The following is a 20,600-nucleotide window of genomic DNA, read 5'->3' as shown; positions in this document are numbered from 1 at the left end:
GCCATTAATGGCGCTTTGAAAATTATTGGTGAGTTTTCTCTTGCCAATGGTTGTTTAGATTATCCGAAGTTGGGGAGTGGTTGTCACTTCCCCCAACTATCCTTCAACCCCACAGCCAAGTTAAACACCATCTTCCCCGCCTGGTGGTCCACCCGATCCGCTACAAAGTACCCGTGCCGCTCAAACTGGAACTTGTCGTCCGCCTTCGCCGCCGCCAGTGATGGCTCCACGATGGCCTGCACGACTTTCAGGCTGTTGGGGTTCAGGCTTTCGATGAAGTCTTTGCCGCCTGCGTCGGGCTGGGCATCGATGAACAGGCGGTCGTACATGCGGACCTCTGCGGGCAGGCCGTCGGCTACGCTGACCCAGGTGATCACGCCCTTGACCTTGACGCTGTCGGCACCGGGGGTGCCGCTCTTGGTGTCGGGGATGAGTTCGGCGTGCACTTCGGTGACGCGGCCGTCGGCATCGTTGACCGCGCCGGTGCAGGTGATGACATGGCCGTATTTGAGGCGGACCTTGTTGCCTGGGAAGAGTCGGAAGAAGCCCTTGGGCGGGGTTTCCTCGTAGTCGCCGCGTTCTATCCACACCTCTTTGCCGATCTGGAAGCTGCGCTTGCCCAGCTCGGGCAGGTGAGGGTGGACGGGGGCGCTGCACGCGTCGAGGTTGCCAGCGCCCATCACGGTATCCCAGTTAGTCAGCACCAACTTGACGGGGTCGAGCACGGCCATGGCGCGGGGAGCGGTGTGGTCTAGCGTTTCGCGCAGGCAGCCCTCTAAGGTGCTGTAGTCGATCCAGCTGTCGCTTTTGGTCACGCCTATGCGTTCGGCAAACAGGTGGATGGCCTCGGGGGTGTAGCCGCGGCGGCGCAGGCCTACGATGGTGGGCATGCGGGGGTCGTCCCAGCCGCTGACCTTGTGGTCGTACACCAGCTGGGCGAGTTTGCGTTTGCTGGTGACCACGTAGGTGAGGTTGAGGCGGGCAAATTCGTACTGGCGGGGGGGCGGGCTGGCCAGCAGGCCACCCTCGCAGAGGCGGGCCAGCAGCCAGTCGTAGAAGGGGCGCTGGTCTTCAAATTCCAGGGTGCAGATGCTGTGGGTGATTTGCTCCAGCGCATCTTCGATGGGGTGGGCAAAGGTGTACATCGGGTAGATGCACCATTTGTCGCCCGTGCGGTGGTGGGTGGCGCGGCGGATGCGGTAGATGGCGGGGTCGCGCAGGTTGATGTTGGGGCTGGCCATGTCGATCTTGGCGCGCAGCACCATGGAGCCATCTTCGTGCTGGCCATCCCGCATTTCGCGGAAGCGGGCCAGGTTTTCGTCGGGGGTGCGGGCGCGGAAGGGGCTGTCGGTGCCGGGCTTGCCGAAGTCGCCGCGGTTGATGCGCATTTGCTCCACGGTTTGCTCGTCCACGTAGGCGTGGCCTGCGGTTACTAAATATTCGGCGGCGCGGTACATGAAGTCGAAGTAGCTGCTGGCCTCATAGGCGGGCGCATCGGGCGCGCCGTTCCAGTCAAAGCCCAGCCATTTCACGGTGTCGATGATGGCCTTGACGTATTCCTCGTCTTCTTTTTCGGGGTTGGTGTCGTCAAAGCGCAGGTGGCACACGCCGCCGTAGTCGCGCGCCAGGCCGAAGTTCAGGCAGATACTTTTGGCGTGGCCTACGTGCAGGTAGCCATTGGGTTCGGGCGGGAAGCGGGTGCGGATCTTGGCCGGGTCGGGCTGGCCGGTGGCCTGGTGCGCGGCATCGCCGGGGCTGCCAGCCCATTGGCGGGCGGCGTAGGTGCCAGCGGCCAGATCAGACTCGATGATCTGGCGCAGGAAGTTGCTGGGTTTGGTAGGTTCGGCAGGGGTTTTGGAGGGGGGGAGTGCGCTCATGCCTTGATTTTAGGTTGCGCACGTGCCCGTTACGTTTGGCAACGCTTCTGTTTACAGGCTTGTCCACCGGATTGGTTGTACGGCGTTAACAGATGTACGGGGCAGACACGATGTATTCGCTCCCGGATTGAAACAAGGAGATCGGTATGAAGTTCCAACGTGCAATATTTACCGCTGTTTTGGCTGTCAGCGCCCTGGGCGCGGCCAGCGTGGCGCAGGCGCGCAGCGATGTGTCGTGGTCTATCGGTATTGGCCTGCCGGGCGTGCAGGTCTACGGCGGCGCTCCCCAGCCGGTGTATGTGCAACCCGCTCCGGTGTATTACCAGCCGCCCCAACAGGTCTATTACCAGCCAGAGCCGACGTACGTGCGGCCAGCACCGGTGTATGTGCGGCCCGCGCCGGTGTACTACCAGCAGCCCCAGCCGGTGGTGTACCAACGCCCACCCGTCTATGTGCAGCCGCAGGTGGTGTACGCGCCACCGCGTTGGGGCCACCACCGCCACCATCGCGACTGGGACCGCCGGGATGGTGGCCGCCATGGCAACGGCAATGGCAACGACTGGCGCCGGTAAATTTAGATAAAAAGTGCCTCCAGCGCTTATTCCATAGGCGCAAGCAGCTATTTAAATAATAGTGAATTGCGCCGATGGGTTAGCCATCTTTGCCCATCACCAGGTCGGGCAAAAACGTCACGATCTGCGGGAACACGGTGACGATGGCAATGCACAGCACCAGGCAGCCAAAAAACGGCAGGGCGGCGCGGGCGACCGTGTTGCTGTCTTTGCCGGTCATGTTTTGCAGCACAAACAGGTTAAAGCCCACCGGCGGCGTGACCTCGGCAATCTCCACCAGCAAGATGACGAAGATGCCAAACCAGATCAAATCAAACCCGGCGGCCTGGATCATCGGCAGCACCACCGCGCTGGTAAGCACAATCATGCTGATGCCGTCCAGCGCCGTGCCCAGCACCAGGTACACGCCCACCAGCGCCGCAATCAGCGCGTAGGGCGACAACTGCATGGACATCACCCACTCGGCCAGCGCGCGGGGCACGCCGGTAAAGGCCATGGTTTTGGTCAAAAACGCGGCCCCGGCCAGGATGAACATGATCATGCAACTGGTGCGGGTGGCCCCCATCAGGCCTTCCCACAGGTTGCTCCAGGTCAGCGACCGGCCCGCAGCGGCAATGGCCAGCGACCCGGCCACGCCGTAGGCCGCGCACTCGGTGGCAGTGGCGTAGCCGGCCACCAGCACCCACATGATGAAAATGATCAGGCCCGCGCAGGGGATGAGGTTGCGGCTTTTGCGCAGCTTGTCGGCCCAGCTGCTGGGCGGGTCGGCGGCGGGCACCTGGTCGGGGTGGCGGATGGACCACCAGGCGATGTAGCCCATAAACAGCGCCATCAGCAAAAACGACGGTAAAAACCCGGCCAAAAAGATGCGGATGATGGACGCGTCTGCCGCCACCGCGTACACCACCATGGTGATGGACGGCGGTATCAAAATACCCAGCGTGCCGCCGGTGGCCAGCGCGCCCAGGGTCAGGTTTTCGTTGTAGCCGCGTTTGCGCAGCTCGGGCAGGGCCACCTTGGCGATGGTGGCGCAGGTGGCCGCCGACGAGCCGCTGACCGAGCCAAATATGCCGCAGCCCAAAATGGTGGTGTGCGCCAGCCGCCCGGGTATGCGGTTCAGCCAGGGGCGCAGGCCTTCGAACATTTCTTCGCTGAGCTTGGTGCGAAACAAGATTTCGCCCATCCAGATGAACAGCGGCAGCGCGGCCAGCTCCCAGCTGGCGTTGCTCTCCCAAAACGCCGAAAACAGGTTTTTGCCCGGTGCGGTGTTGGTAAAAAACGCCTGCCCAATCCAGCCGCAGATGGCCAGCGTCATGGCAATCCACACCCCGCCCGACAGCAGCACCAGCATCACCACGAGCAGCAGCCCGCCAATCATCAAGATGTCCATGGGGGCCTTAAATGTCCGAAGAAAAGTCGCCGCGTGCGTGGCGCTCTTGCACCAGCCGCACAAAGGTGGGCACGCCGCCGCGCAGCACGATGATGAATTCGTCCACCACCGCCACCAGCAGCAAAATCGCGCCAAACGCAAAGCTCAGCTGCGGTATCCACATCGGCAGGGGCAGCAGCCCTTGGGCCAGGTCGTTGAACTCCCAGCTCTCGTAGGTGAACAGCACCGCCGACCAGGCCAGGTAGGCGGTGGCCACGCTGCCAATCGCCAGCGACACCAGCTCCAGCGCGCGCCGGGTGGCCGGGCCCACCTTGTCGAGCAGCAGCGTCACCCGCACAAAGTCGCCGTGCTTGAAGGCGTGGGCCATGGCAAAAAACGCGGCGGCGGCGCACAGCCACGACACCACGTCGTTCACCGCGCCGGTGCGCAGGCCCAGGGTGCGCATCACGCTTTGGCCCAGCATCAGCACCGCAATCAGGGCCACGCACGCCGCCCCCACTGCGCCCGATGCGCCGTACAACCTGTCCAGAAAGCGGCGCATGGCTTATTTCTTGGCTGCGCTGTAGGTCTTGAGGATGGTCTCGCCGTCGGCCCCGGCCTTCTTCTGCCAGTCGGCCAGCATGATGCCGCCGAGCTGGCGCATGTCGGCCATCAGCTTGGGGCTGGGCGGCATGATCTTCATGCCCTTGTCGGTGAGGGCTTTTTTGTACCACTCGGTTTTTTCCTGGCTGGTTTTCCAGCCGCGCAGCTCGGCGGCGGCGGCGGCCTGGGTCACGGCGGCCTGGGCGGCGGGGTCGAGCGCGTCAAAGGCTTTTTTGTTGACGAACACTGCGTTCTTGGGCAGCCAGGCCTGGGTGTCGTAGAAGTATTTGGTGCTCTCGTACGTCTTGCTGTCATAGCCGGTGGAGACCGAGCTGATGTAGCTCTCTACCACGCCGGTGGCCAGGGCCTGCGAGAGTTCTGCGGCCTGGATGGTCACCGGAATCGCGCCCACCAGCTCGGCAATCTTGCCCGTGGCCGGGCTGTAGGCGCGCCACTTGATACCGCGCAGATCGGCCACGGAGTTGATCTCTTTTTTGGTGAAGATGCCCTGCGGTGGCCAGGGCACCGCGTACAGCAGCTTCATGCCCTGCTTGCCCAAAACCGCATCCAGCACCGGCTTTTGTGCGTCGTACAGGCGCTTGGATTCGGCGTACGAGCTGGCCAGAAACGGCACGCCGTCCAGGCCGTAGATGGGGCTTTCGTTCTCGAAGTTGGCCAGGATGATCTCGCCCGCCTGGGCCTGGCCGCCTTGCACCGCGCGCTTGATTTCGTTGGCCTTGAACAGCGAGCCGTTGGCGTGCACGGTGATCTTCAGCTTGCCAGCGGTGGCCTTATCTACATCGTTGGCAAACTGGGTGATGTTCTCGGTGTGGAAGTTGCTAGCAGGGTAGCCCGAGGGCAGGTCCCATTTGGTTTGGGCGGATGCGCCTAAGCTGGTGAGGGCCACAGCGGCAAGCGCCAAAACGGTTTTTACGTGCATAAAGACTCCAAGAGAAAAACAGGATGAAACTAGCGTGCATAACGCAAACTGCGTGCCATTCTGGTGGTCCGCCCCGCATTCCACAACATCTATCGCACAACTTTGAGAAAGCCACACTTTGCTTACCACAGACACGAAACGCTGGCAGTTCTGGATCGACAGAGGCGGCACATTTACCGACGTGGTGGGCAAAAGCCCCGACGGCGCGCTGCTCACCCACAAGCTCTTGAGCGATAACCCCGGGCAGTACACCGACGCAGCCGTGGCCGGTATCCGCCACCTGCTGGGCCTGGCACCGGGCGCGCCGGTCACGCCTGCACAGGTGGAGTGCGTGAAGATGGGCACCACGGTGGCCACCAACGCGCTGCTGGAGCGCCAGGGCGAGCCCACGCTGCTGGTCACCACGCGCGGCTTTCGCGACGCGCTGCGCATCGCCTACCAAAACCGCCCACGCCTGTTCGACCGCCGCATCCTGCTGCCCGAGCTGCTGTACAGCGCGGTGGTCGAGGCCGAAGAGCGCATGGGCGCGCATGGCCAGGTGGTGCAGCCGCTGGATGAATTGCTATTGAAACAAGAGCTGCTGGCGCACTACCAACAAGGGCTGCGCAGCGTTGCCATCGTATTCATGCATGGCTACCGGTTCACTGCGCACGAGCAGGCGGCGCAGCGCATCGCGGCCGAGGTGGGCTTTACCCAGATCAGCACCTCGCACGGCACCAGCCCGATGATGAAGTTCGTCAGCCGGGGCGACACCACGGTGGTGGATGCCTATTTGTCACCCATCCTGCGCCGCTACGTGCAGCAGGTGGCGCAGGAGATGCCGGGGGTGAAGCTGTTCTTCATGCAGTCGTCGGGCGGGCTGACGGACGCGGCGGTGTTCCAGGGCAAGGACGCGATTCTCAGCGGCCCGGCGGGCGGCATCGTTGGCATGGCGCGCACCGCAGCGCTGGCCGGGTTCGAGCGGGTGATCGGCTTCGACATGGGCGGCACCAGTACCGACGTGAGCCACTACGCCGGGGCCTTCGAGCGTGAATTTGAAACCCAGGTGGCCGGTGTGCGCATGCGCGCGCCGATGATGGCCATCCACACCGTGGCCGCAGGCGGCGGATCGCTGCTGAGGTTTGACGGCGAGCGTTTCCGCGTGGGCCCGCAAAGCGCCGGTGCCAACCCCGGCCCGGCCAGCTACCGGCGCGGCGGCGCGCTGGCCGTGACCGATGCCAACGTGCTGCTGGGCAAGGTGCAGCCGCGCTACTTTCCCCAGGTGTTTGGCCCGCAGGCCAATGAGCCGCTGAGCCTGGAAGCCGTGCAGGCCCCGTTTGCCGCGCTGGCCGCGCAGACGGGCCGTCTGCCGGAAGAGGTGGCCGAGGGCTTCATCGCCATCGCGGTGCAGCAAATGGCCAATGCCATCAAGAAGATCTCGGTGGCCCGGGGCTACGACGTGACCCGCTACACCCTGCAATGCTTTGGCGGCGCGGGCGGCCAGCACGCCTGCCTGGTGGCCGACGCGCTGGGCATGACCCAGGTGTTTGTGCACCCGTTGGCGGGCGTGCTCAGCGCCTACGGCATGGGCCTGGCCGACCAGAACGTGATCCGCGAGCAGGCGGTAGAGCTGCCGCTGGCCGACGCGCACCTGCCCGCCATTGCCGAAAGCCTGGATACCCTGGCCCACGCCGCCCAGGCCGAGCTGCTGCGCCAGCAGGCGGGCAGTGGCGACATCAGCGTCCAGCGCCGGGTGCATGTGCGCTATGCCGGTAGCGACACCGCATTGATCGTCGCCTTTGGCAGCGTGGCCGACATCCAGGCCGGCTTTGAAGCCGCCTACCGCCAGCGCTTTGCGTTTTTGATGCAAGGCAAATCGCTGGTGGTCGAGGCCGTGTCGGTGGAGGCGGTGGTGGCCGGTGTGGCCCCGGTCGAGCCCGCGCAAGCCCTGCACGCCGCCCGCCCCGTGCCCTTGCGGGAAACCGTGCGCATGTACAGCGGTGGCCAGTGGTGGGATGCGGCGCTGGTGGTGCGCGAAGACCTGCGCCCCGGCGACCAGATCCCCGGCCCGGCCATCCTGGCCGAGAAAAACGCCACCACCGTGGTCGAGCCCGGCTGGACCGCGAATGTGACGGCTTTTGACCACCTGGTGCTTATCCGCTCTGCACCACGCGCTATCAAATACGCAGCAGGCACCACCGTAGACCCGGTGCTGCTGGAGGTGTTCAACAACCTGTTCATGAACATCGCCGAGCAGATGGGCCTGCAACTGCAAAACACCGCCTACTCGGTCAACATCAAGGAGCGGCTGGACTTCAGCTGCGCGCTGTTCGATGCGCACGGCAACCTGATTGCCAACGCCCCGCACATGCCGGTGCACCTAGGGTCCATGGGCGAGAGCATCCAGACGGTTGTGCGTGAGAACGCAGGCACCATGCAGCCCGGCGACGTGTACGTGCTGAACGACCCCTACCACGGCGGCACCCACCTGCCGGACGTGACCGTCATCACCCCCGTCTACCTGGACGGCCAGGTGACTTTCTACGTGGGCAGCCGGGGCCACCACGCCGACATTGGCGGCACCACGCCGGGCTCCATGCCGCCGTTTTCCACCCGCATCGAAGAAGAGGGCGTGCAAATCCACAACTTCAAGCTGGTGGATGCGGGCGTGCTGCGCGAGGCCGAGATGGTGGCGCTGCTGCAAAGCGGTGCCTACCCCAGCCGCAACCCGGCGCAAAACCTGGCCGACATGCGGGCGCAAATTGCCGCCAACGAGAAGGGTGTGCAAGAGCTGCACAAGATGGTCGCCCAGTACGGCCTGCCGGTGGTGCAGGCCTACATGGGCCATGTGCAAGACAACGCCGAGGAGTCGGTGCGCCGGGTGATTGCGCAATTAAAAGACGGCCAGTTCACGCTGCCGCTGGACAACGGCGCGCAGATCCAGGTGGCCATCCGCGTGGATGCCGCCACCCGCAGCGCCGAGGTGGATTTCACCGGCACCAGCCCGCAGCAGAGCAACAACTTCAACGCCCCCACGGCGGTGTGCATGGCGGCGGTGCTGTATGTGTTTCGCACCCTGGTGGATGACGATATTCCGCTGAACGCGGGCTGCCTGAAGCCCATCCGCGTCACCATTCCGCCCGGCTCCATGCTCAACCCGAACCCGCCCGCGTCGGTGGTGGCGGGCAACGTGGAAACCTCCACCTGCATCACCAACGCGCTGCTGGGGGCTTTGGGCGTGCTGGCCGGTGGGCAGTGCACCATGAACAACTTCACCTTCGGCAATGCGCAGCACCAGTATTACGAAACCATCAGCGGTGGCTCGGGGGCTGGGGAGGGTTTCGATGGCACGTCGGTGGTGCAAACCCACATGACCAATTCGCGCCTCACCGACCCCGAGGTGTTCGAGTTCCGGTTTCCGGTGCGGCTGGAGAGCTTTGCCATCGTGCCCGGCTCGGGCGGCGCGGGCCGCTGGCAGGGGGGCAACGGGGGGCTGCGCCGCGTGCGTTTCCTGGAGCCCATGACCGCCAGCATCCTGAGCAATGGCCGGGTCCACGGGGCCTTTGGCATGGCTGGGGGGCAGCCGGGCCAGGTGGGGCGCAACCGCGTGGTGCGCGCCGATGGCCGGGTGGAAGCACTCGGGCACATTGGCCAGGCCGAGATGCAATCCGGCGATGTGTTCGAGATACTCACGCCGGGCGGTGGGGGCTATGGGAAGTAAGCGTCAGGGCCGCCGCTGCATCTCGCGCACCATGGCTGAGAACTGCTCGGCCGTTTCGTGCTGCACCAGCGACGGCCCGATCACCGGCGGGAACCAGAAGCCCGGCAGCACCTCGGCGTGGTAGATCAGCCGGGTGCCGCTGCCTTCGGGCTCCAGCTGCATGCGGCTTTCCATGCGCTGGATGTTGCCACCCACGCCGTGGGCTCGGATCTCGTGCGGGGGCAGTAGCTGGATCTCGCGGACCGACTCAAATTGGGTGGAGAAAAAACCGTACTTCGCCACGCCTTTTTGAGTGACTTTGACCAGGGTATCGCTGCGCTCGGTGACTACGCTGCTGGTGAGGTTGGGCACAAAGTCGGCCATGTGCTCGAAGTCGGTCAGCACGGCCCAGGCCCGGGCGGCGTCCACCGGCACGTGGACGGCCATGTCCACCGTGAAGCTGCCATGCGCGCGCTCGACACGCACGTCGCTATCGGCCACCGCAGGCGCGGTATCGGCGGCCAGGGTGGGTGCCAGAGGGCACAGGGCGACCGCCAATGCCAGCATGGCCAGGGGGCGTAAACCAAAGGGAATCGGCATTCAAGCCTCCAAAGTGCTGCCCGTGCTTATGGAATGGGCGCGAGCAGCTATCAATTCAGTAGTGTTTGACGGCTACTGGATCACTTCTTGGGAAGCATCTGCCCACGGATTTCGCCACCCTTGTTGGCCGCGGTGTGGATGTTGGCGTACCACTTGCCCGCCAGCAGGTCGGCGGCTTGCGCGGGGGTCAGGGTGGCCTGGCCTTCCAGCGGGCTGGCGGTGCCAGCAAACGGCACGACCACACCGGCGTTGGCTCCGGCAGCAGCCGGGCCGTGGAAATGGCCTGCGGTGGCGGGGCCGGTCAGGCCGGAGAAAGTGACTTTCCAGGTCAGCACATTGGTGTCTTTGTTCAACCAGGCTTCGGCTGAGCCGGTGCCGCTGGAGACCGTGGGCGGCACCTCTTGGGCGGCACTCAGTTGCCCGGTCAAAGTCACTTTGTTGGACGGCAGCATGGAGCTGCAACCCGCCAGGCCCATGGCCAGGATGGCGGTGGCAAAAAGCGATTTTGTGAAGCTGCGGTGGGTGACCATCATGGGTGTCTCCAAGGGGGTTGGCTTGCGCGGTTTGCCCAGGGAGTCCGGGGCAAAAACCAGTCTAGCACTGCATCCACCGCTGCGTACGGAGAAGGCTTATTTGTAATATGCCTCGACCTTGCCCTTGACCTTCATCAGCAGCGGCTGGCCTTTGCGGTCGCGGGTTTTGCCTGCGGGCACCTTGACCCAGCCTTCGCTGATGCAGTATTCCTCGACGTCCACGCGCTCCTTGTCGTTCAGGCGGATGCCGATGTCGTGCTCGAACACGGCGGCCACGTGGTGGGGGCTGCGCGGGTTGGCAGACAGGTGGTCGGGCAGGGCGGGGCGGGTGGGGGCGGAGGTGTCGGTCATGTGTGTTTTGAGAATAAGAGGAATCACCCCTATTTTCCCGGATTTGGCGGCGGCCTCTGCCGAGCCGGGCCGAACGCCGTAGACTCCTGCCTCCTTAGCCACCTATCCAACTTAGAAACACCATGTCCGTATCCCTCCACCAAGCCTCTGTATCCCTGTTCACCCAAATCCTGGGCGGTCTGAGCGGCGTGCTGCACAAAGCCGAAGCCCACGCGGCCGATAAGAAGATCGACCCCAGCGTGTTGCTGCAGTCGCGCCTGTTCCCCGACATGTTTGCGCTGACCCGCCAGGTGCAGATCGCTGCCGACTTCGCCAAGGGCTGTGCCGCCCGCCTGGCCGGTGTGGACGTGCCTGCCTATGAAGACAATGAAGCCAGCTTTGGCGACCTGCAAGCCCGCATCGCTAAGACCCTGGCCTTCATCCAGAGCCTGCCTGCGGCCGACATCGAAGCCGGTGCCGAGCGCAGCATCGTGCTGCGCCCCGGCACCCCCAAAGAGCAGACCCTGGTGGGCAGCAGCTACCTGCTGCACTACACCTTGCCGCACTTCTTCTTCCACACCACCACGGCCTACGACATCCTGCGCCACAACGGCGTGGAAGTCGGCAAGAAGGACTTTGTCGGGACCTGGTAACACCCCCAGGCTGCAGCGCTTCGCGTCTTGCGCCAACCCCCTTGCAGGGGGCGATTCCAGTGGCCTGGCAAAGCCAGTTCCACGGAATCCTTGGCGGGGTGCGTTCTGGCCGTGGCCGAGTTGTCGAATCAAATCGAATGCAACTACTGCTAGCCCCGATGGAGGGGCTTCTTGATTTTGTGCTGCGCGATATGTTGACGCGGGTGGGCGGCATCGACCGCTGCGTGTCCGAGTTCATCCGCGTCACCAACACCTTGCTGCCCGAGCGGGCCTTTATCCGCGTGGTGCCCGAGCTGCTGAACGGCAGCCGCACGCTGTCGGGCGTGCCGGTGCGGCCCCAGTTGCTGGGCTCGGACCCGGTGTGCCTGGCGGAAAACGCCGGGCGGCTGGCCAGCCTGGGCCCCATGGGCGTGGACCTGAACTTTGGCTGCCCGGCCAAGGTGGTGAACCGCCACGGCGGCGGCGCGGCCCTGCTGGACGAGCCGGAGCTGCTGGTGAAGATTGTGTCGGCCGTGCGGCGTGCCGTGCCGCTGGAGCAGACCGTGTCGGCCAAGATGCGGCTGGGTTTTAACGACGACAGCCGGGCGGTGGAATGCGCGTTAGCCATCGCCGAGGCCGGGGCCAGCGAGATCGTGGTGCACGCCCGCACCCGGGCCGACGGCTACCGCCCGCCCGCCTACTGGGCGCGCGTGAACGACATCCGCCAGGCCGTAGCCATCCCGGTGGTGGCAAACGGCGAAATCTGGACCGTAGACGATGCCCGCCGCTGCCGCGCCGCATCGGGCTGCGACACGCTGATGCTGGGGCGCGGCATGGTGACCGACCCCGGCCTGGCGCTGGCCATCCGGGCGGACGCTGATGCGCAGCACCTGCCCTGGGCCGACTTACAGCCCCTGATCCACGCCTTCTGGCAACTGGTGTGCAGCCAGCTGGAGCCGCGTTCGCGCGCCGGGCGGCTCAAGCAGTGGCTGAACTTTCTGCGCCGCCAGTACCCCGAGGCGGAAGTGGCCTTTTTGGCCCTGCGGGCCGAAACCGACCAGGCCAAGGTGACGGCCTGGCTAGTCAAAAATAAGGTCTAAATCGGCCTCCCGCGCTTATTCCATAAGCGCAACAAGCTATCTATTGCATAGCGTCTAGCTGTACACCATGAAGTTCTGCGCGGCCCGTCGGTGGGCCTGCTTTTGCGTGGCTTCCTGCAGCAGGGCGGCGAGCTGGGTGGCCAGCGCGGCTTGCAGGGCGTGCAGCTTTTGCATGTCCACGGCCTGGCCGTTGACCGGGCCTTTGGCCAGCACCTGGCTGTGGTCGCGCAGGCGCAGGATGCCGCTGCCCACGGCGCTGAACGCGGGCAGGTGTCCGTACAGGGCATTGCCGCGTTGGGCGTACCAGTTGCCAAAGCGGTCGGGGTAGTTGGCATCGGCCTGGGCGGGCTGGGCGGCGATGCTGGCCACCCAGGTCTGGTGGTCGTGCTCGGCCAGCAGCAGGGGGAAGTCGGCGGTATCCCACTGGTTGGCCCCCCAGGCGCGCCAGGCTTTGCCGGGGATGAAGTCGGCGGCCCAGGCGGCCACCGTGTCGGCGGGCATGGGGCGGGCGATGCCGTAGCCCTGGGCCAGGTCGCAGCCCAGTTGCAGCAGCATCAGACCGTGCTCTACGGTTTCTACGCCCTCGGCGATCACCTTGCGGTTGAAGGCCTTGGCCAGGCCCACCACGGCTTCCACCAGGGTCAGGTCGTCGGGGTCTTCCAGCATGTCGCGCACAAAGGCCTGGTCGATCTTCAGGGTGTTGGCGGGCAGGCGCTTGAGGTAGGCCAGAGACGAGTAGCCGGTGCCGAAGTCGTCCAGCGCAAACTGCACGCCGAGCTGCTGGCAGGCGGCCATCACGGTGCGCATGTGCTGCACGTCTTCCAGCGCGGCAGATTCCAGAATTTCCAGCTCCAGCATGGTCGGCGCGACCTGCGGGTAGGTCGCCAGGATGCTGCCCAGCCGGGCCACAAAGTCGGGCCGCTGAAAGTGCCGCGCGGCGATGTTGACGCTGACCACCCAGTGCAGGCCCTGCGCCGCCCACTGCTGCATGTGCTGCAGGGCCTGGTGCAGCACCCATTCGCCGATGTCGATGATCAGGTCGGTGTGCTCCACCAGTGGCAGAAAGTGGTAGGGGCCGACCACCCCCTGCTCGGGGTGCTGCCAGCGCAGCAGGGCTTCCATGCCAAACACGCTGCCGGTGCGCATGTTCAGCTTGGGCTGGTAGTACAGGCGCAGCTCGCCGTCCAGCAGGGCCTGGTGGATGCGGGTGCGCTGGTGGTGGTGGGTCTGCACCTCCTGGTCGCGCTGGGCATCGAACAGGTGGCTGCGGTTGCGCCCGGTCTGCTTGGCCTGGACCATGGCCTGGTCGGCGTGGCGCAGCAGGGTGTCCAGGTTGGTGTGGCTGTGCATGTCACCGCGCGGTGTCACGGCAATGCCGATGCTGGTGGTGAGGTGCACGGTTTGCTCGTCCAGCGGGTAGGGGGCCGAGAGCAGGGCCTGCACCTGGTCTACGTGGCGCTGCACCTCGGCCAGGTCGTGCTGGTTCTTGAGCAGCAGCACAAACTCGTCCCCACCCAGGCGCGCCAGGCCGTGGTCGTCCCCGGCAAATTCGGCCAGCCGCTGGGCTACCTGCTGCAACAGGCGGTCGCCGCTGCTGCTGCCGTAGCGGGTGTTGATGGGCTGGAAGTGGTCCAGGTCCAGCAGGCACACGGCCAGCAGCTTGTGGTGGTGGCGGGCCTGCAGGATGGCCAGGTTGAAGGGCTCCTCCATGGCGGCGCGGTTGTGCAGGCCGGTCAGCACGTCGTGGCCGATCTGCCACGAGATTTCCTGGATCAGCTGGCGCTTTTCGCTCACGTCGCGGAACACCAGCACGCAGCCCATGGCGGTGCCGTCGGCCTGGCGGATCGGGGCGGCGGTGGTCTCGATAGCGATGCGCTCGCCCGAGGGGTGCAGCAGCGTCTGGTGGGCGGCGTGCACCACGGTGGTGGTCTGGTACAGCGGGGTTTGCCGGGCCGGGCCCGTGGCCCAACCGGGTTCTTCCAGCAGCTCGAACACTTCGGCCAGCGGATGCCCCAGGGCCTGTTGCTGGGTCCAGCCGGTGAGTTGCTGGGCTACAGCGTTCAGGCTGAGGATGCAGCCTTCCAGATCCGTGGTGATGACGGCATCGCCGATCGACGACAGGGTGACCTCGGCGCGTTCCTTTTCAATCTGCAGGGCGGCCTGGGCCTGGGTCAGAGAAGCCACCAGGGTCTGCACCTCGCCCGCCATATTGTTGAAGGTGTGGGCCAGGGTGCGGGCTTCCAGCGGCCCGGTGACGGGCATGCGGATGGACAGGTCGCCGCGCTGGAACTGCTGGGTGGCCAAGGCCAGCCGCTGCAGCATGTGCCGGTTGGTGCGCAACACCCAGAACAGCAGGCCCAGGATGGTCAACACGCTGCCAGCGGCAACCCAGAGCTGGGTCTGCACCCGGCTCCAGGCGCTGTTGAACGCAAACACCGGGCTGATCTGCACGGTCAGCGTGCCTGCCTGGCCTGCAGCATCGAGCTGGGCGGTATGGGGGGCGATGTCCAGCCAGCTGGCGAACCAGTCCGGGTATTGCGCCAGGGTGGGTGCCGGGTTGCGGGTTTCGGTGAGCTGCCCGCCCGCGCGCCACTGCAGCAGGGCGATATCGGGGTAAGACTGCAGCTCGGTGCGCAGCCAGGTGGCCATGGGCAGGCGCTGGGGGGACTCCAGGGCCAGGGCCAGTGAAGGCAGCAAGTACTTGTGGACCAGCTGGACCTGCTGCGCGAAGTGGGCATCGGCCGCACGGGTCTCCACCCGCACCAGCAACCGGTAGCGCACGGTAGCCACCACCACGATCAGCAACAGCATGGGCAAAAACAGGCGGGTGGCGGTGTTCAACGTCAGCCACGCAGGGGCAACTTCTCGGGTCTTGGGCATGGAATCAGGAAGGCACTCAGATTGGGTTGGCTTTGATTTTATCACACTGCTTGTAACTTTGTGTAACTTATCCAACATTCTTCTACTTGCACGCATGCGTTTGGTGCATCCCCGAAAGCGGTGGAACCGCTGCGACCAGCGGTAAACCTTGAAATCTGCGGCAGACGATTATCCGCCAAGCATGTAACGCTATGTAAAGCATAGTGTTGAAGGGTTCGAACCACCCTCCAGACATAAAACGACACAAACCGATACCGCGCCGAGAGGACGCGCCGCACCGGCCCCGGCACCATGGGAACCCTCAATAACCCCTATTCAACCCTTGTATTCCCCAGGAGCCACACCATGCCATTCGCCTTTAAAAGAACCCTCAAAAGAACCTTGCTCGGCATCTTCGGTGCCAGCCTGCTGGTCGGCACCCTCAGTGCCTGCGCGGGCCGCGGCGACCACGCCTGGGGCGGCCCGGCCAACGAGCAACGCTCCGCCGAGTTCCGCGTCAAGATGGTGGAGAAAGTCGGCAAGAAGCTCGACCTGAACGACGCACAAAAGCAGTTGCTGGGCACCCTGAGCGACACGCTGCAAGCCCAGCGCAAAGCCCTGGTGGGCAGCAGCACCAATCCGCGCGCCGACATCCAGGCCCTGGTGGCGGGCGCCCAGTTTGACCGCGCCAAAGCCCAGGCCCTGGTGGAAGAAAAAACCAAAGCCCTGCAAAGCCAGAGCCCCCAGGTCATCACCGCCGCCGCCAACTTCTATGACGCGCTAAATCCCACCCAGCAGCAACAGGTGCGCGACTTCATGCAGCGCCGGGGTGGCTGGTGGCATCGCGGCTGATATGACAATAGCCCATGCCCAAAATCCTGCTGATCGACGACGACGCTGAACTCGGTGGGCCGCTGGGCGTGTACTTTGCGCGCTTTGGCCTGGCGCTGGACTGCGCGCTGACCCCCAGCGCCGGGCTGGCCAAGTTGCGCCAGGGCGGTTTTGACGCGGCGATTCTGGACGTGATGCTGCCCGAGATGGATGGCTTTGCGCTGTGCCGCGCCATCCGCAAAGACAGCGACATCCCGGTCGTCATGCTCACCGCCCGCGGCGAGGTGATGGACCGGGTGGTCGGCCTGGAGCTGGGGGCCGACGACTACCTGCCCAAACCCTTTGAGCCGCGCGAGCTGGTGGCCCGGCTGCTGACCGTGTTGCGCCGCCAGCGGGTGCCAGAGGATGCGCACCTGCTGCAGTTTGAGGGCCTGGTGCTCGATCTGGACAAACGCAGCGTGCTGCGCCAGGACACCGAGCTGGATTTGACCAGCACTGAGTTTGAGCTACTTAGCCTGCTGGCCCGTGAGCCCGGCAAGGTGTTCAGCCGCGACGACATCCTGAACCGCCTGCGCGGCCACGAGGTGGACCTACAGACCCGCGCCGTGGACCTGCTGGTCAGCCGCCTGCGCAAGAAGCTGGAGCCGCTGGACTGCATCAAGACCTGGCGCAACGCCGGGTATTCACTGGCCGTAGGCCGTGCGTAATGTGGCTCACCCCCAGGCTACAGTGCTGCGCACTTTCCGCCAACCCCCCTCGTATTGGCTTGAAAAGCCAATACGACACGCAGGGGGCGATACCAGTGGCCCGGCAAAGCCGGGGCCAGCTATCTCTGGAAGGGCACGTTCAGTCCGGTTGTGAGTTCCCGTAATGGCATCCATGTTTAAAAAGCCCAATCGTGCGCTGCGCGCCATCCGCCACTCGCTGCGTTGGCGGCTGGTGATGCTATTCATGGGGCTGGCCCTGGCCATGTCGGTGGTGTTTGTGGGCGGTATGCAAAAAGCCTTTTCCACCGGTTGGCGCGAGATGTTCCGCCCGCTGGTGGCCGACTATGTGGACCGCCTGGTGGCGGACTTGGGTAGCCCGCCCACGGTGGAGCGGGCCCAGGCCCTGGTGCAGCGCCTGCCGCTGTCGGTGCGCATCGACGGGCCGCAACTGCAGTGGAATTCGCACCCCGACACCCGTGCCGAGCACCCCAGCCGCGGCTGGATGCGCGACCCCGCGGCCAGCCAGGGCTGGCTCACCCGCACCACGCCCGATGGCAGCCGTGTGGTGCTGGGCCTGGGCCTGGACTGGAGCCTGAAAGACTGGGAGCAGCCGCGCCGCACCATTCTCTGGGCCACCCTGGGCATTTTGCTGCTGTTGACCGGCGTGGCGTATGCCGTGGTGCGCCGCCTGCTGCGTCCGCTGGAAGACATCCGCCGCGGCACGCAGCGCTTTGGCGCGGGCGACTTCAGCCAGCCCATCCCGCAGAAAAGCCGCGACGAACTGGGCGATCTGGCCCAGCACATCAACACCATGGCGCACGATATCCACGCCATGCTCGAAGCCAAGCGCGGCCTGCTGCTGGCCATCAGCCACGAGCTGCGCTCACCCTTGACCCGCGCCCGGCTCAACACCGAGCTGCTGCCCGAAACTGCCGAGTTGCAGCCTCTGCGCGACCCGCTGCTGCGCGACCTGCAGCTCATGCGCGACCTCATCAGCGACCTGCTGGAGAGCGAGCGCCTGGCCAGCCCGCACGCCGCCCTGCACCTGGAGCCCACCGATCTGGCGGCGCTGGTCGCTGAGATGGCCACGGCCCCCGGCATCCAACTCCATATCGAGCCCAACCTGCCCACCTGGCCGCTGGACCGCGTGCGCATCCGCCTGCTGCTGCGCAACCTGCTGGAGAACGCCCGCCAGCACGGCCAGGGCCGCATTGACGTGCACCTGGCCCGCGTGGACGGCGGCCTGCAACTGCGCGTGCGCGACCATGGCCCGGGCGTGGCCGATGGCCAGTGGGCGCAACTGGCCGAACCGTTCTACCGTGCCGATGCGGCCCGCCAGCGCGGTACCGGTGGAGTGGGGCTGGGGCTGACTCTGTGCCGGCTGGTGGCCCAGGCCCACGGCGGAAGCCTCACGCTGCGGCCTGCGCAGCCGGGGCTGGAGGCGGTGGTGGATCTGCCACCCGGCGCTTGAAACCGCAAGCGCGGCGGGTCTGCCCAGGTCTGCAGTTGTGTTGTTTCGTGTTTCAGGCGACATAAATGTACAGAAATCCCTTGGAACCGTATGATGCTTCGCTGTCTTTTAAAGCCGCGCGCCGCCAGGTAACGGGTTGACCCGGCAGGCGGCGCGATCGGCCCTGGGAAGTCTGTGCCAGAGGGGCTGGCAAAAAGCGGTGAGGGCTTGCTGCATGGAATCGTCGTTCATTGCGCTGCGTTACGCGCCCGGGATCGTCGTGTTGTCGTACTTCATTGCCAGCTTTGCGTCCTATGTGGCGCTGGACCTGGCCAAGCGCGTGCGTACCGTGGACCGGGTGATGGCCATCGGCTGGTGGGCTGGCGGTTCGGTAGCCATGGGCACCGGCATCTGGTCGATGCACTTTGTGGGTATGTTGGCGGTCAGCCTGCCGATGGCCGTGGGCTACGGTTATGGCTTGACGGCGCTCTCGTGGGTGGCAGCGGTGGCAGCATCGGCGATGGCGCTGTATATCGCCAGCCGCACCCGTTTGACCCTGCCGTGGCTGGCGCTGGGTGCGCTGGCCATGGCGGCGGGTATCTGCACCATGCACTACACCGGCATGGCCGCGATGGCGATGGCGCCGGGCATCCAATGGGCTCCGGCGTGGGTGCTGGCATCGGTGGGCATTGCGGTGGCGGCATCGGCGGTCGCCTTGCGGCTCTTCTTCTGGATGCGGAGTCTGGATGGCCGCACGGCGCGCTGGTGGCAACTGGTGGCTGCGCTGGTGATGGGCGCGGGAATCAGCGGCATGCACTACACCGGTATGGGGGCGGCCCGGTTGACGCTGGGCTCGGTGTGCCTGAGTGTGGACCAATTGCGCGGCGACAGCCTGGGCCTGCTGGTATCGGCGGTGACCATTGTGGTGCTGTGCCTGACCATGTTTTCCTCCTTGATCGATGCCCGCATGCAGAGCAAGGCGGCGGTGCTGTCCGCGTCGCTGCAAACGGCCCACACCGAGTTGCAGCAATTCGCCTTTCGCGACGCGCTGACCGGCCTGCCCAACCGCTTGCTGTTTGACGACCGCGTGGGTGTGGCCGTGGAGCGTTGCGCCCGCGATGCATCGACCCTGGCCGTGCTGGTGGTCGACTTGGACGGTTTCAAACCCATCAACGACTCGTTTGGCCACCGCTTCGGCGACCGGGTGCTGCGCACCATGGCCGAGCGGCTGGCCCGCCAGGCCGGCCCCCTGGACACCGTGGCCCGGGTGGGTGGGGACGAATTTCTCATGTTGCTGGAGGACAACCCCGACACCACCAGCACGGCGCAGATGGCCCAGCGGGTCATTGATGCCCTGGGTCTGCCCTTCACGGAGGGCGAGCACGAGGTGCGCCTGTCTTGCTCGTTGGGCATCGCCATGTACCCGTCCGACGGCCCGCGGGACCAGCTGATGGGCCATGCCGACGCGGCCATGCATGCCGCCAAGCGTGCGGGCGGCGGCTGTTACGTCTTCTTTGCGCCGCACATGCATGCCGGGGTGCGCGAGCAAATCCAACTGCAGTGCGACCTGCGCCAGGCCGTCGAGCGCAAGGGGCTGTGCCTGTACTACCAGCCCAAGATCAGCGCCAGCCGGGGGGTGGTCACCGGGGTGGAGGCCCTGGTGCGCTGGCAGCATCCACTGCGCGGCATGCTGGGCCCGGAAGTCTTCATTCCGGTGGCCGAGCGCTTTGGCGTGATCAATGCCGTGGGCAACTGGGTGATCGAGGAAGCCTGTCGGCAGATGCGCGAATGGCTGGGCATGGGTTTGCGCTTTCGGGTGGCCATTAACCTGTCGGCCTACCAGCTGCGCCAGGAAGACCTGGCACCTCGCATCCAGCGCGCCCTGCAGCAGTACCAGCTGGACCCCGACCTGCTGATTTTCGAGATCACCGAGTCGGTGGCCATGGAGGATGCCGAGAGTACTTTGCAGACCTTTGGGCAACTGGGACAGATGGGCGTGAAGCTGGCCATCGACGACTTCGGCACCGGTTACTCCAGCCTGGCGTACCTGCGGCGCCTGCAGGTTAGCCAGTTGAAGATAGACCAGTCGTTTGTGCAGGACCTGGAGCACAGCGCCGATGCCCGCGCCATCGTCGAAGCCGTTGTCCAGCTGGCCCATGCGCTGGGCCTGGACGTGGTGGCCGAGGGGGTCGAGACCGTGGCCCAGCGCGATGTACTCATCGGCCTGGGCTGCGACGAGCTGCAGGGCTTTTTGTTCGCCAAACCCATGGCCGCGCGGGTGATGGGCGAGTGGGCCGTCAACATCGGCCGGCCCACGGACCTGGTGTTCACCGAGTCGGTATTTCTGCACTCGTCGTTTCATTAGCCTGGCTGCGTCCCGACATCGTTTCGTCATATCTCCACCGGGGAGACGAAGGACATAGCCAAGTGGCTGGCCTTTGGAAGCACAAACAGGACGCGCTGTGACATGGTGCGAAGGCATTTAGGCACTCTACGCTTACCCCATAAGCACAAGCAG

Annotated in this window: 16 protein-coding genes; 8 read left to right on the top strand and 8 right to left on the bottom strand. The window is 65.2% G+C overall.

Annotated elements, in window-relative coordinates; translation table 11 throughout:
- Positions 1-83 precede the first annotated feature (83 nt).
- Positions 84-1,877 (bottom strand): glutamine--tRNA ligase/YqeY domain fusion protein, encoded by a 1,794-nt coding sequence (locus tag AC097O_RS01765; protein ID WP_479591166.1) that lies wholly within the window; start codon positions 1,875-1,877, stop codon positions 84-86.
- 146 nt (positions 1,878-2,023) lie between these two features.
- On the opposite strand from AC097O_RS01765, the gene AC097O_RS01760 reads away from it, so the two are divergent.
- Entirely contained in the window at positions 2,024-2,449 is a 426-nt protein-coding gene (locus AC097O_RS01760) for a hypothetical protein (RefSeq protein ID WP_479591165.1), read from the top strand.
- 79 nt (positions 2,450-2,528) lie between these two features.
- On the opposite strand, the gene AC097O_RS01755 is transcribed toward AC097O_RS01760, so the two are convergent.
- From AC097O_RS01755 to AC097O_RS01745, 3 genes are read right to left on the bottom strand one after another with little or no spacing between them, the layout of a single operon-like run.
- On the bottom strand, positions 2,529-3,839 hold the full coding sequence (locus AC097O_RS01755) for a TRAP transporter large permease (protein ID WP_479591164.1): 1,311 nt from the start codon (positions 3,837-3,839) through the stop codon (positions 2,529-2,531).
- A gap of 7 nt (positions 3,840-3,846) precedes the next feature.
- Positions 3,847-4,380, bottom strand: coding sequence for a TRAP transporter small permease subunit (locus tag AC097O_RS01750; RefSeq protein WP_315229197.1), 534 nt, complete (start codon positions 4,378-4,380; stop codon positions 3,847-3,849).
- A 3-nt stretch (positions 4,381-4,383) separates the two neighbouring features.
- Positions 4,384-5,361, bottom strand: a complete 978-nt coding sequence (locus tag AC097O_RS01745; RefSeq protein ID WP_479591163.1) for a TRAP transporter substrate-binding protein — start codon at positions 5,359-5,361, stop codon at positions 4,384-4,386.
- Positions 5,362-5,479: 118 nt separating this feature from the next.
- On the opposite strand from AC097O_RS01745, the gene AC097O_RS01740 reads away from it, so the two are divergent.
- The gene (locus AC097O_RS01740; RefSeq protein WP_479591162.1) at positions 5,480-9,061 is read left to right on the top strand and encodes a hydantoinase B/oxoprolinase family protein; all 3,582 of its coding nucleotides are present in this window, start codon (positions 5,480-5,482) and stop codon (positions 9,059-9,061) included.
- Between the two features lie 3 nt (positions 9,062-9,064).
- On the opposite strand, the gene AC097O_RS01735 is transcribed toward AC097O_RS01740, so the two are convergent.
- The 3 genes from AC097O_RS01735 to AC097O_RS01725 form a co-directional block, all read right to left on the bottom strand.
- The gene (locus AC097O_RS01735) at positions 9,065-9,640 is read right to left on the bottom strand and encodes an SRPBCC family protein (RefSeq protein WP_479591161.1); all 576 of its coding nucleotides are present in this window, start codon (positions 9,638-9,640) and stop codon (positions 9,065-9,067) included.
- Positions 9,641-9,720: 80 nt separating this feature from the next.
- Entirely contained in the window at positions 9,721-10,170 is a 450-nt protein-coding gene (locus AC097O_RS01730; RefSeq protein WP_479591464.1) for a CHRD domain-containing protein, read from the bottom strand.
- Positions 10,171-10,269: 99 nt separating this feature from the next.
- The gene (locus tag AC097O_RS01725; protein ID WP_479591160.1) at positions 10,270-10,524 is read right to left on the bottom strand and encodes a DUF3297 family protein; all 255 of its coding nucleotides are present in this window, start codon (positions 10,522-10,524) and stop codon (positions 10,270-10,272) included.
- A gap of 122 nt (positions 10,525-10,646) precedes the next feature.
- Between AC097O_RS01725 and AC097O_RS01720 the strand changes: the two genes are divergently transcribed.
- Both AC097O_RS01720 and AC097O_RS01715 read left to right on the top strand, forming a co-directional pair.
- Entirely contained in the window at positions 10,647-11,156 is a 510-nt protein-coding gene (locus tag AC097O_RS01720) for a DUF1993 domain-containing protein (RefSeq protein ID WP_479591159.1), read from the top strand.
- 137 nt (positions 11,157-11,293) lie between these two features.
- Positions 11,294-12,235: a tRNA dihydrouridine synthase gene (locus AC097O_RS01715; protein WP_479591158.1), complete on the top strand. Its 942-nt coding sequence runs from the start codon at positions 11,294-11,296 to the stop codon at positions 12,233-12,235.
- A 54-nt stretch (positions 12,236-12,289) separates the two neighbouring features.
- Here AC097O_RS01715 and AC097O_RS01710 read toward each other — a convergent pair whose 3' ends face one another.
- Positions 12,290-15,115 (bottom strand): EAL domain-containing protein, encoded by a 2,826-nt coding sequence (locus AC097O_RS01710; protein ID WP_479591157.1) that lies wholly within the window; start codon positions 15,113-15,115, stop codon positions 12,290-12,292.
- Between the two features lie 345 nt (positions 15,116-15,460).
- On the opposite strand from AC097O_RS01710, the gene AC097O_RS01705 reads away from it, so the two are divergent.
- The 4 genes from AC097O_RS01705 (at position 15,461) to AC097O_RS01690 (ending at position 20,447) form a co-directional block, all read left to right on the top strand.
- Positions 15,461-15,946 (top strand): Spy/CpxP family protein refolding chaperone, encoded by a 486-nt coding sequence (locus tag AC097O_RS01705; protein WP_479591156.1) that lies wholly within the window; start codon positions 15,461-15,463, stop codon positions 15,944-15,946.
- Between the two features lie 14 nt (positions 15,947-15,960).
- A complete protein-coding gene (locus AC097O_RS01700; protein WP_479591155.1) occupies positions 15,961-16,632 on the top strand; it encodes a response regulator transcription factor in 672 nt (223 codons plus the stop codon).
- Between the two features lie 172 nt (positions 16,633-16,804).
- Entirely contained in the window at positions 16,805-18,103 is a 1,299-nt protein-coding gene (locus tag AC097O_RS01695) for an ATP-binding protein (RefSeq protein ID WP_479591154.1), read from the top strand.
- A gap of 214 nt (positions 18,104-18,317) precedes the next feature.
- The gene (locus tag AC097O_RS01690) at positions 18,318-20,447 is read left to right on the top strand and encodes a putative bifunctional diguanylate cyclase/phosphodiesterase (RefSeq protein ID WP_479591153.1); all 2,130 of its coding nucleotides are present in this window, start codon (positions 18,318-18,320) and stop codon (positions 20,445-20,447) included.
- Positions 20,448-20,600 lie beyond the last annotated feature (153 nt).

Source organism: Rhodoferax sp. LS1P39 (assembly GCF_056521425.1).
Note: the sequence above shows the minus strand (reverse complement) of the source record. Positions and strands in the feature narration are given on the sequence as shown.

Coding starts and splice junctions, on each gene's coding strand:
- AC097O_RS01725 (WP_479591160.1), bottom strand. CDS start 10,524: ATGACCGACACCTCCGCCCCCACCCGCCCCGCCCTGCCCGACCACCTG.
- AC097O_RS01765 (WP_479591166.1), bottom strand. CDS start 1,877: ATGAGCGCACTCCCCCCCTCCAAAACCCCTGCCGAACCTACCAAACCC.
- AC097O_RS01710 (WP_479591157.1), bottom strand. CDS start 15,115: ATGCCCAAGACCCGAGAAGTTGCCCCTGCGTGGCTGACGTTGAACACC.
- AC097O_RS01690 (WP_479591153.1), top strand. CDS start 18,318: ATGGAATCGTCGTTCATTGCGCTGCGTTACGCGCCCGGGATCGTCGTG.
- AC097O_RS01720 (WP_479591159.1), top strand. CDS start 10,647: ATGTCCGTATCCCTCCACCAAGCCTCTGTATCCCTGTTCACCCAAATC.
- AC097O_RS01745 (WP_479591163.1), bottom strand. CDS start 5,361: ATGCACGTAAAAACCGTTTTGGCGCTTGCCGCTGTGGCCCTCACCAGC.
- AC097O_RS01760 (WP_479591165.1), top strand. CDS start 2,024: ATGAAGTTCCAACGTGCAATATTTACCGCTGTTTTGGCTGTCAGCGCC.
- AC097O_RS01750 (WP_315229197.1), bottom strand. CDS start 4,380: ATGCGCCGCTTTCTGGACAGGTTGTACGGCGCATCGGGCGCAGTGGGG.
- AC097O_RS01705 (WP_479591156.1), top strand. CDS start 15,461: ATGCCATTCGCCTTTAAAAGAACCCTCAAAAGAACCTTGCTCGGCATC.
- AC097O_RS01735 (WP_479591161.1), bottom strand. CDS start 9,640: ATGCCGATTCCCTTTGGTTTACGCCCCCTGGCCATGCTGGCATTGGCG.
- AC097O_RS01700 (WP_479591155.1), top strand. CDS start 15,961: ATGCCCAAAATCCTGCTGATCGACGACGACGCTGAACTCGGTGGGCCG.
- AC097O_RS01730 (WP_479591464.1), bottom strand. CDS start 10,170: ATGGTCACCCACCGCAGCTTCACAAAATCGCTTTTTGCCACCGCCATC.
- AC097O_RS01715 (WP_479591158.1), top strand. CDS start 11,294: ATGCAACTACTGCTAGCCCCGATGGAGGGGCTTCTTGATTTTGTGCTG.
- AC097O_RS01755 (WP_479591164.1), bottom strand. CDS start 3,839: ATGGACATCTTGATGATTGGCGGGCTGCTGCTCGTGGTGATGCTGGTG.
- AC097O_RS01695 (WP_479591154.1), top strand. CDS start 16,805: ATGTTTAAAAAGCCCAATCGTGCGCTGCGCGCCATCCGCCACTCGCTG.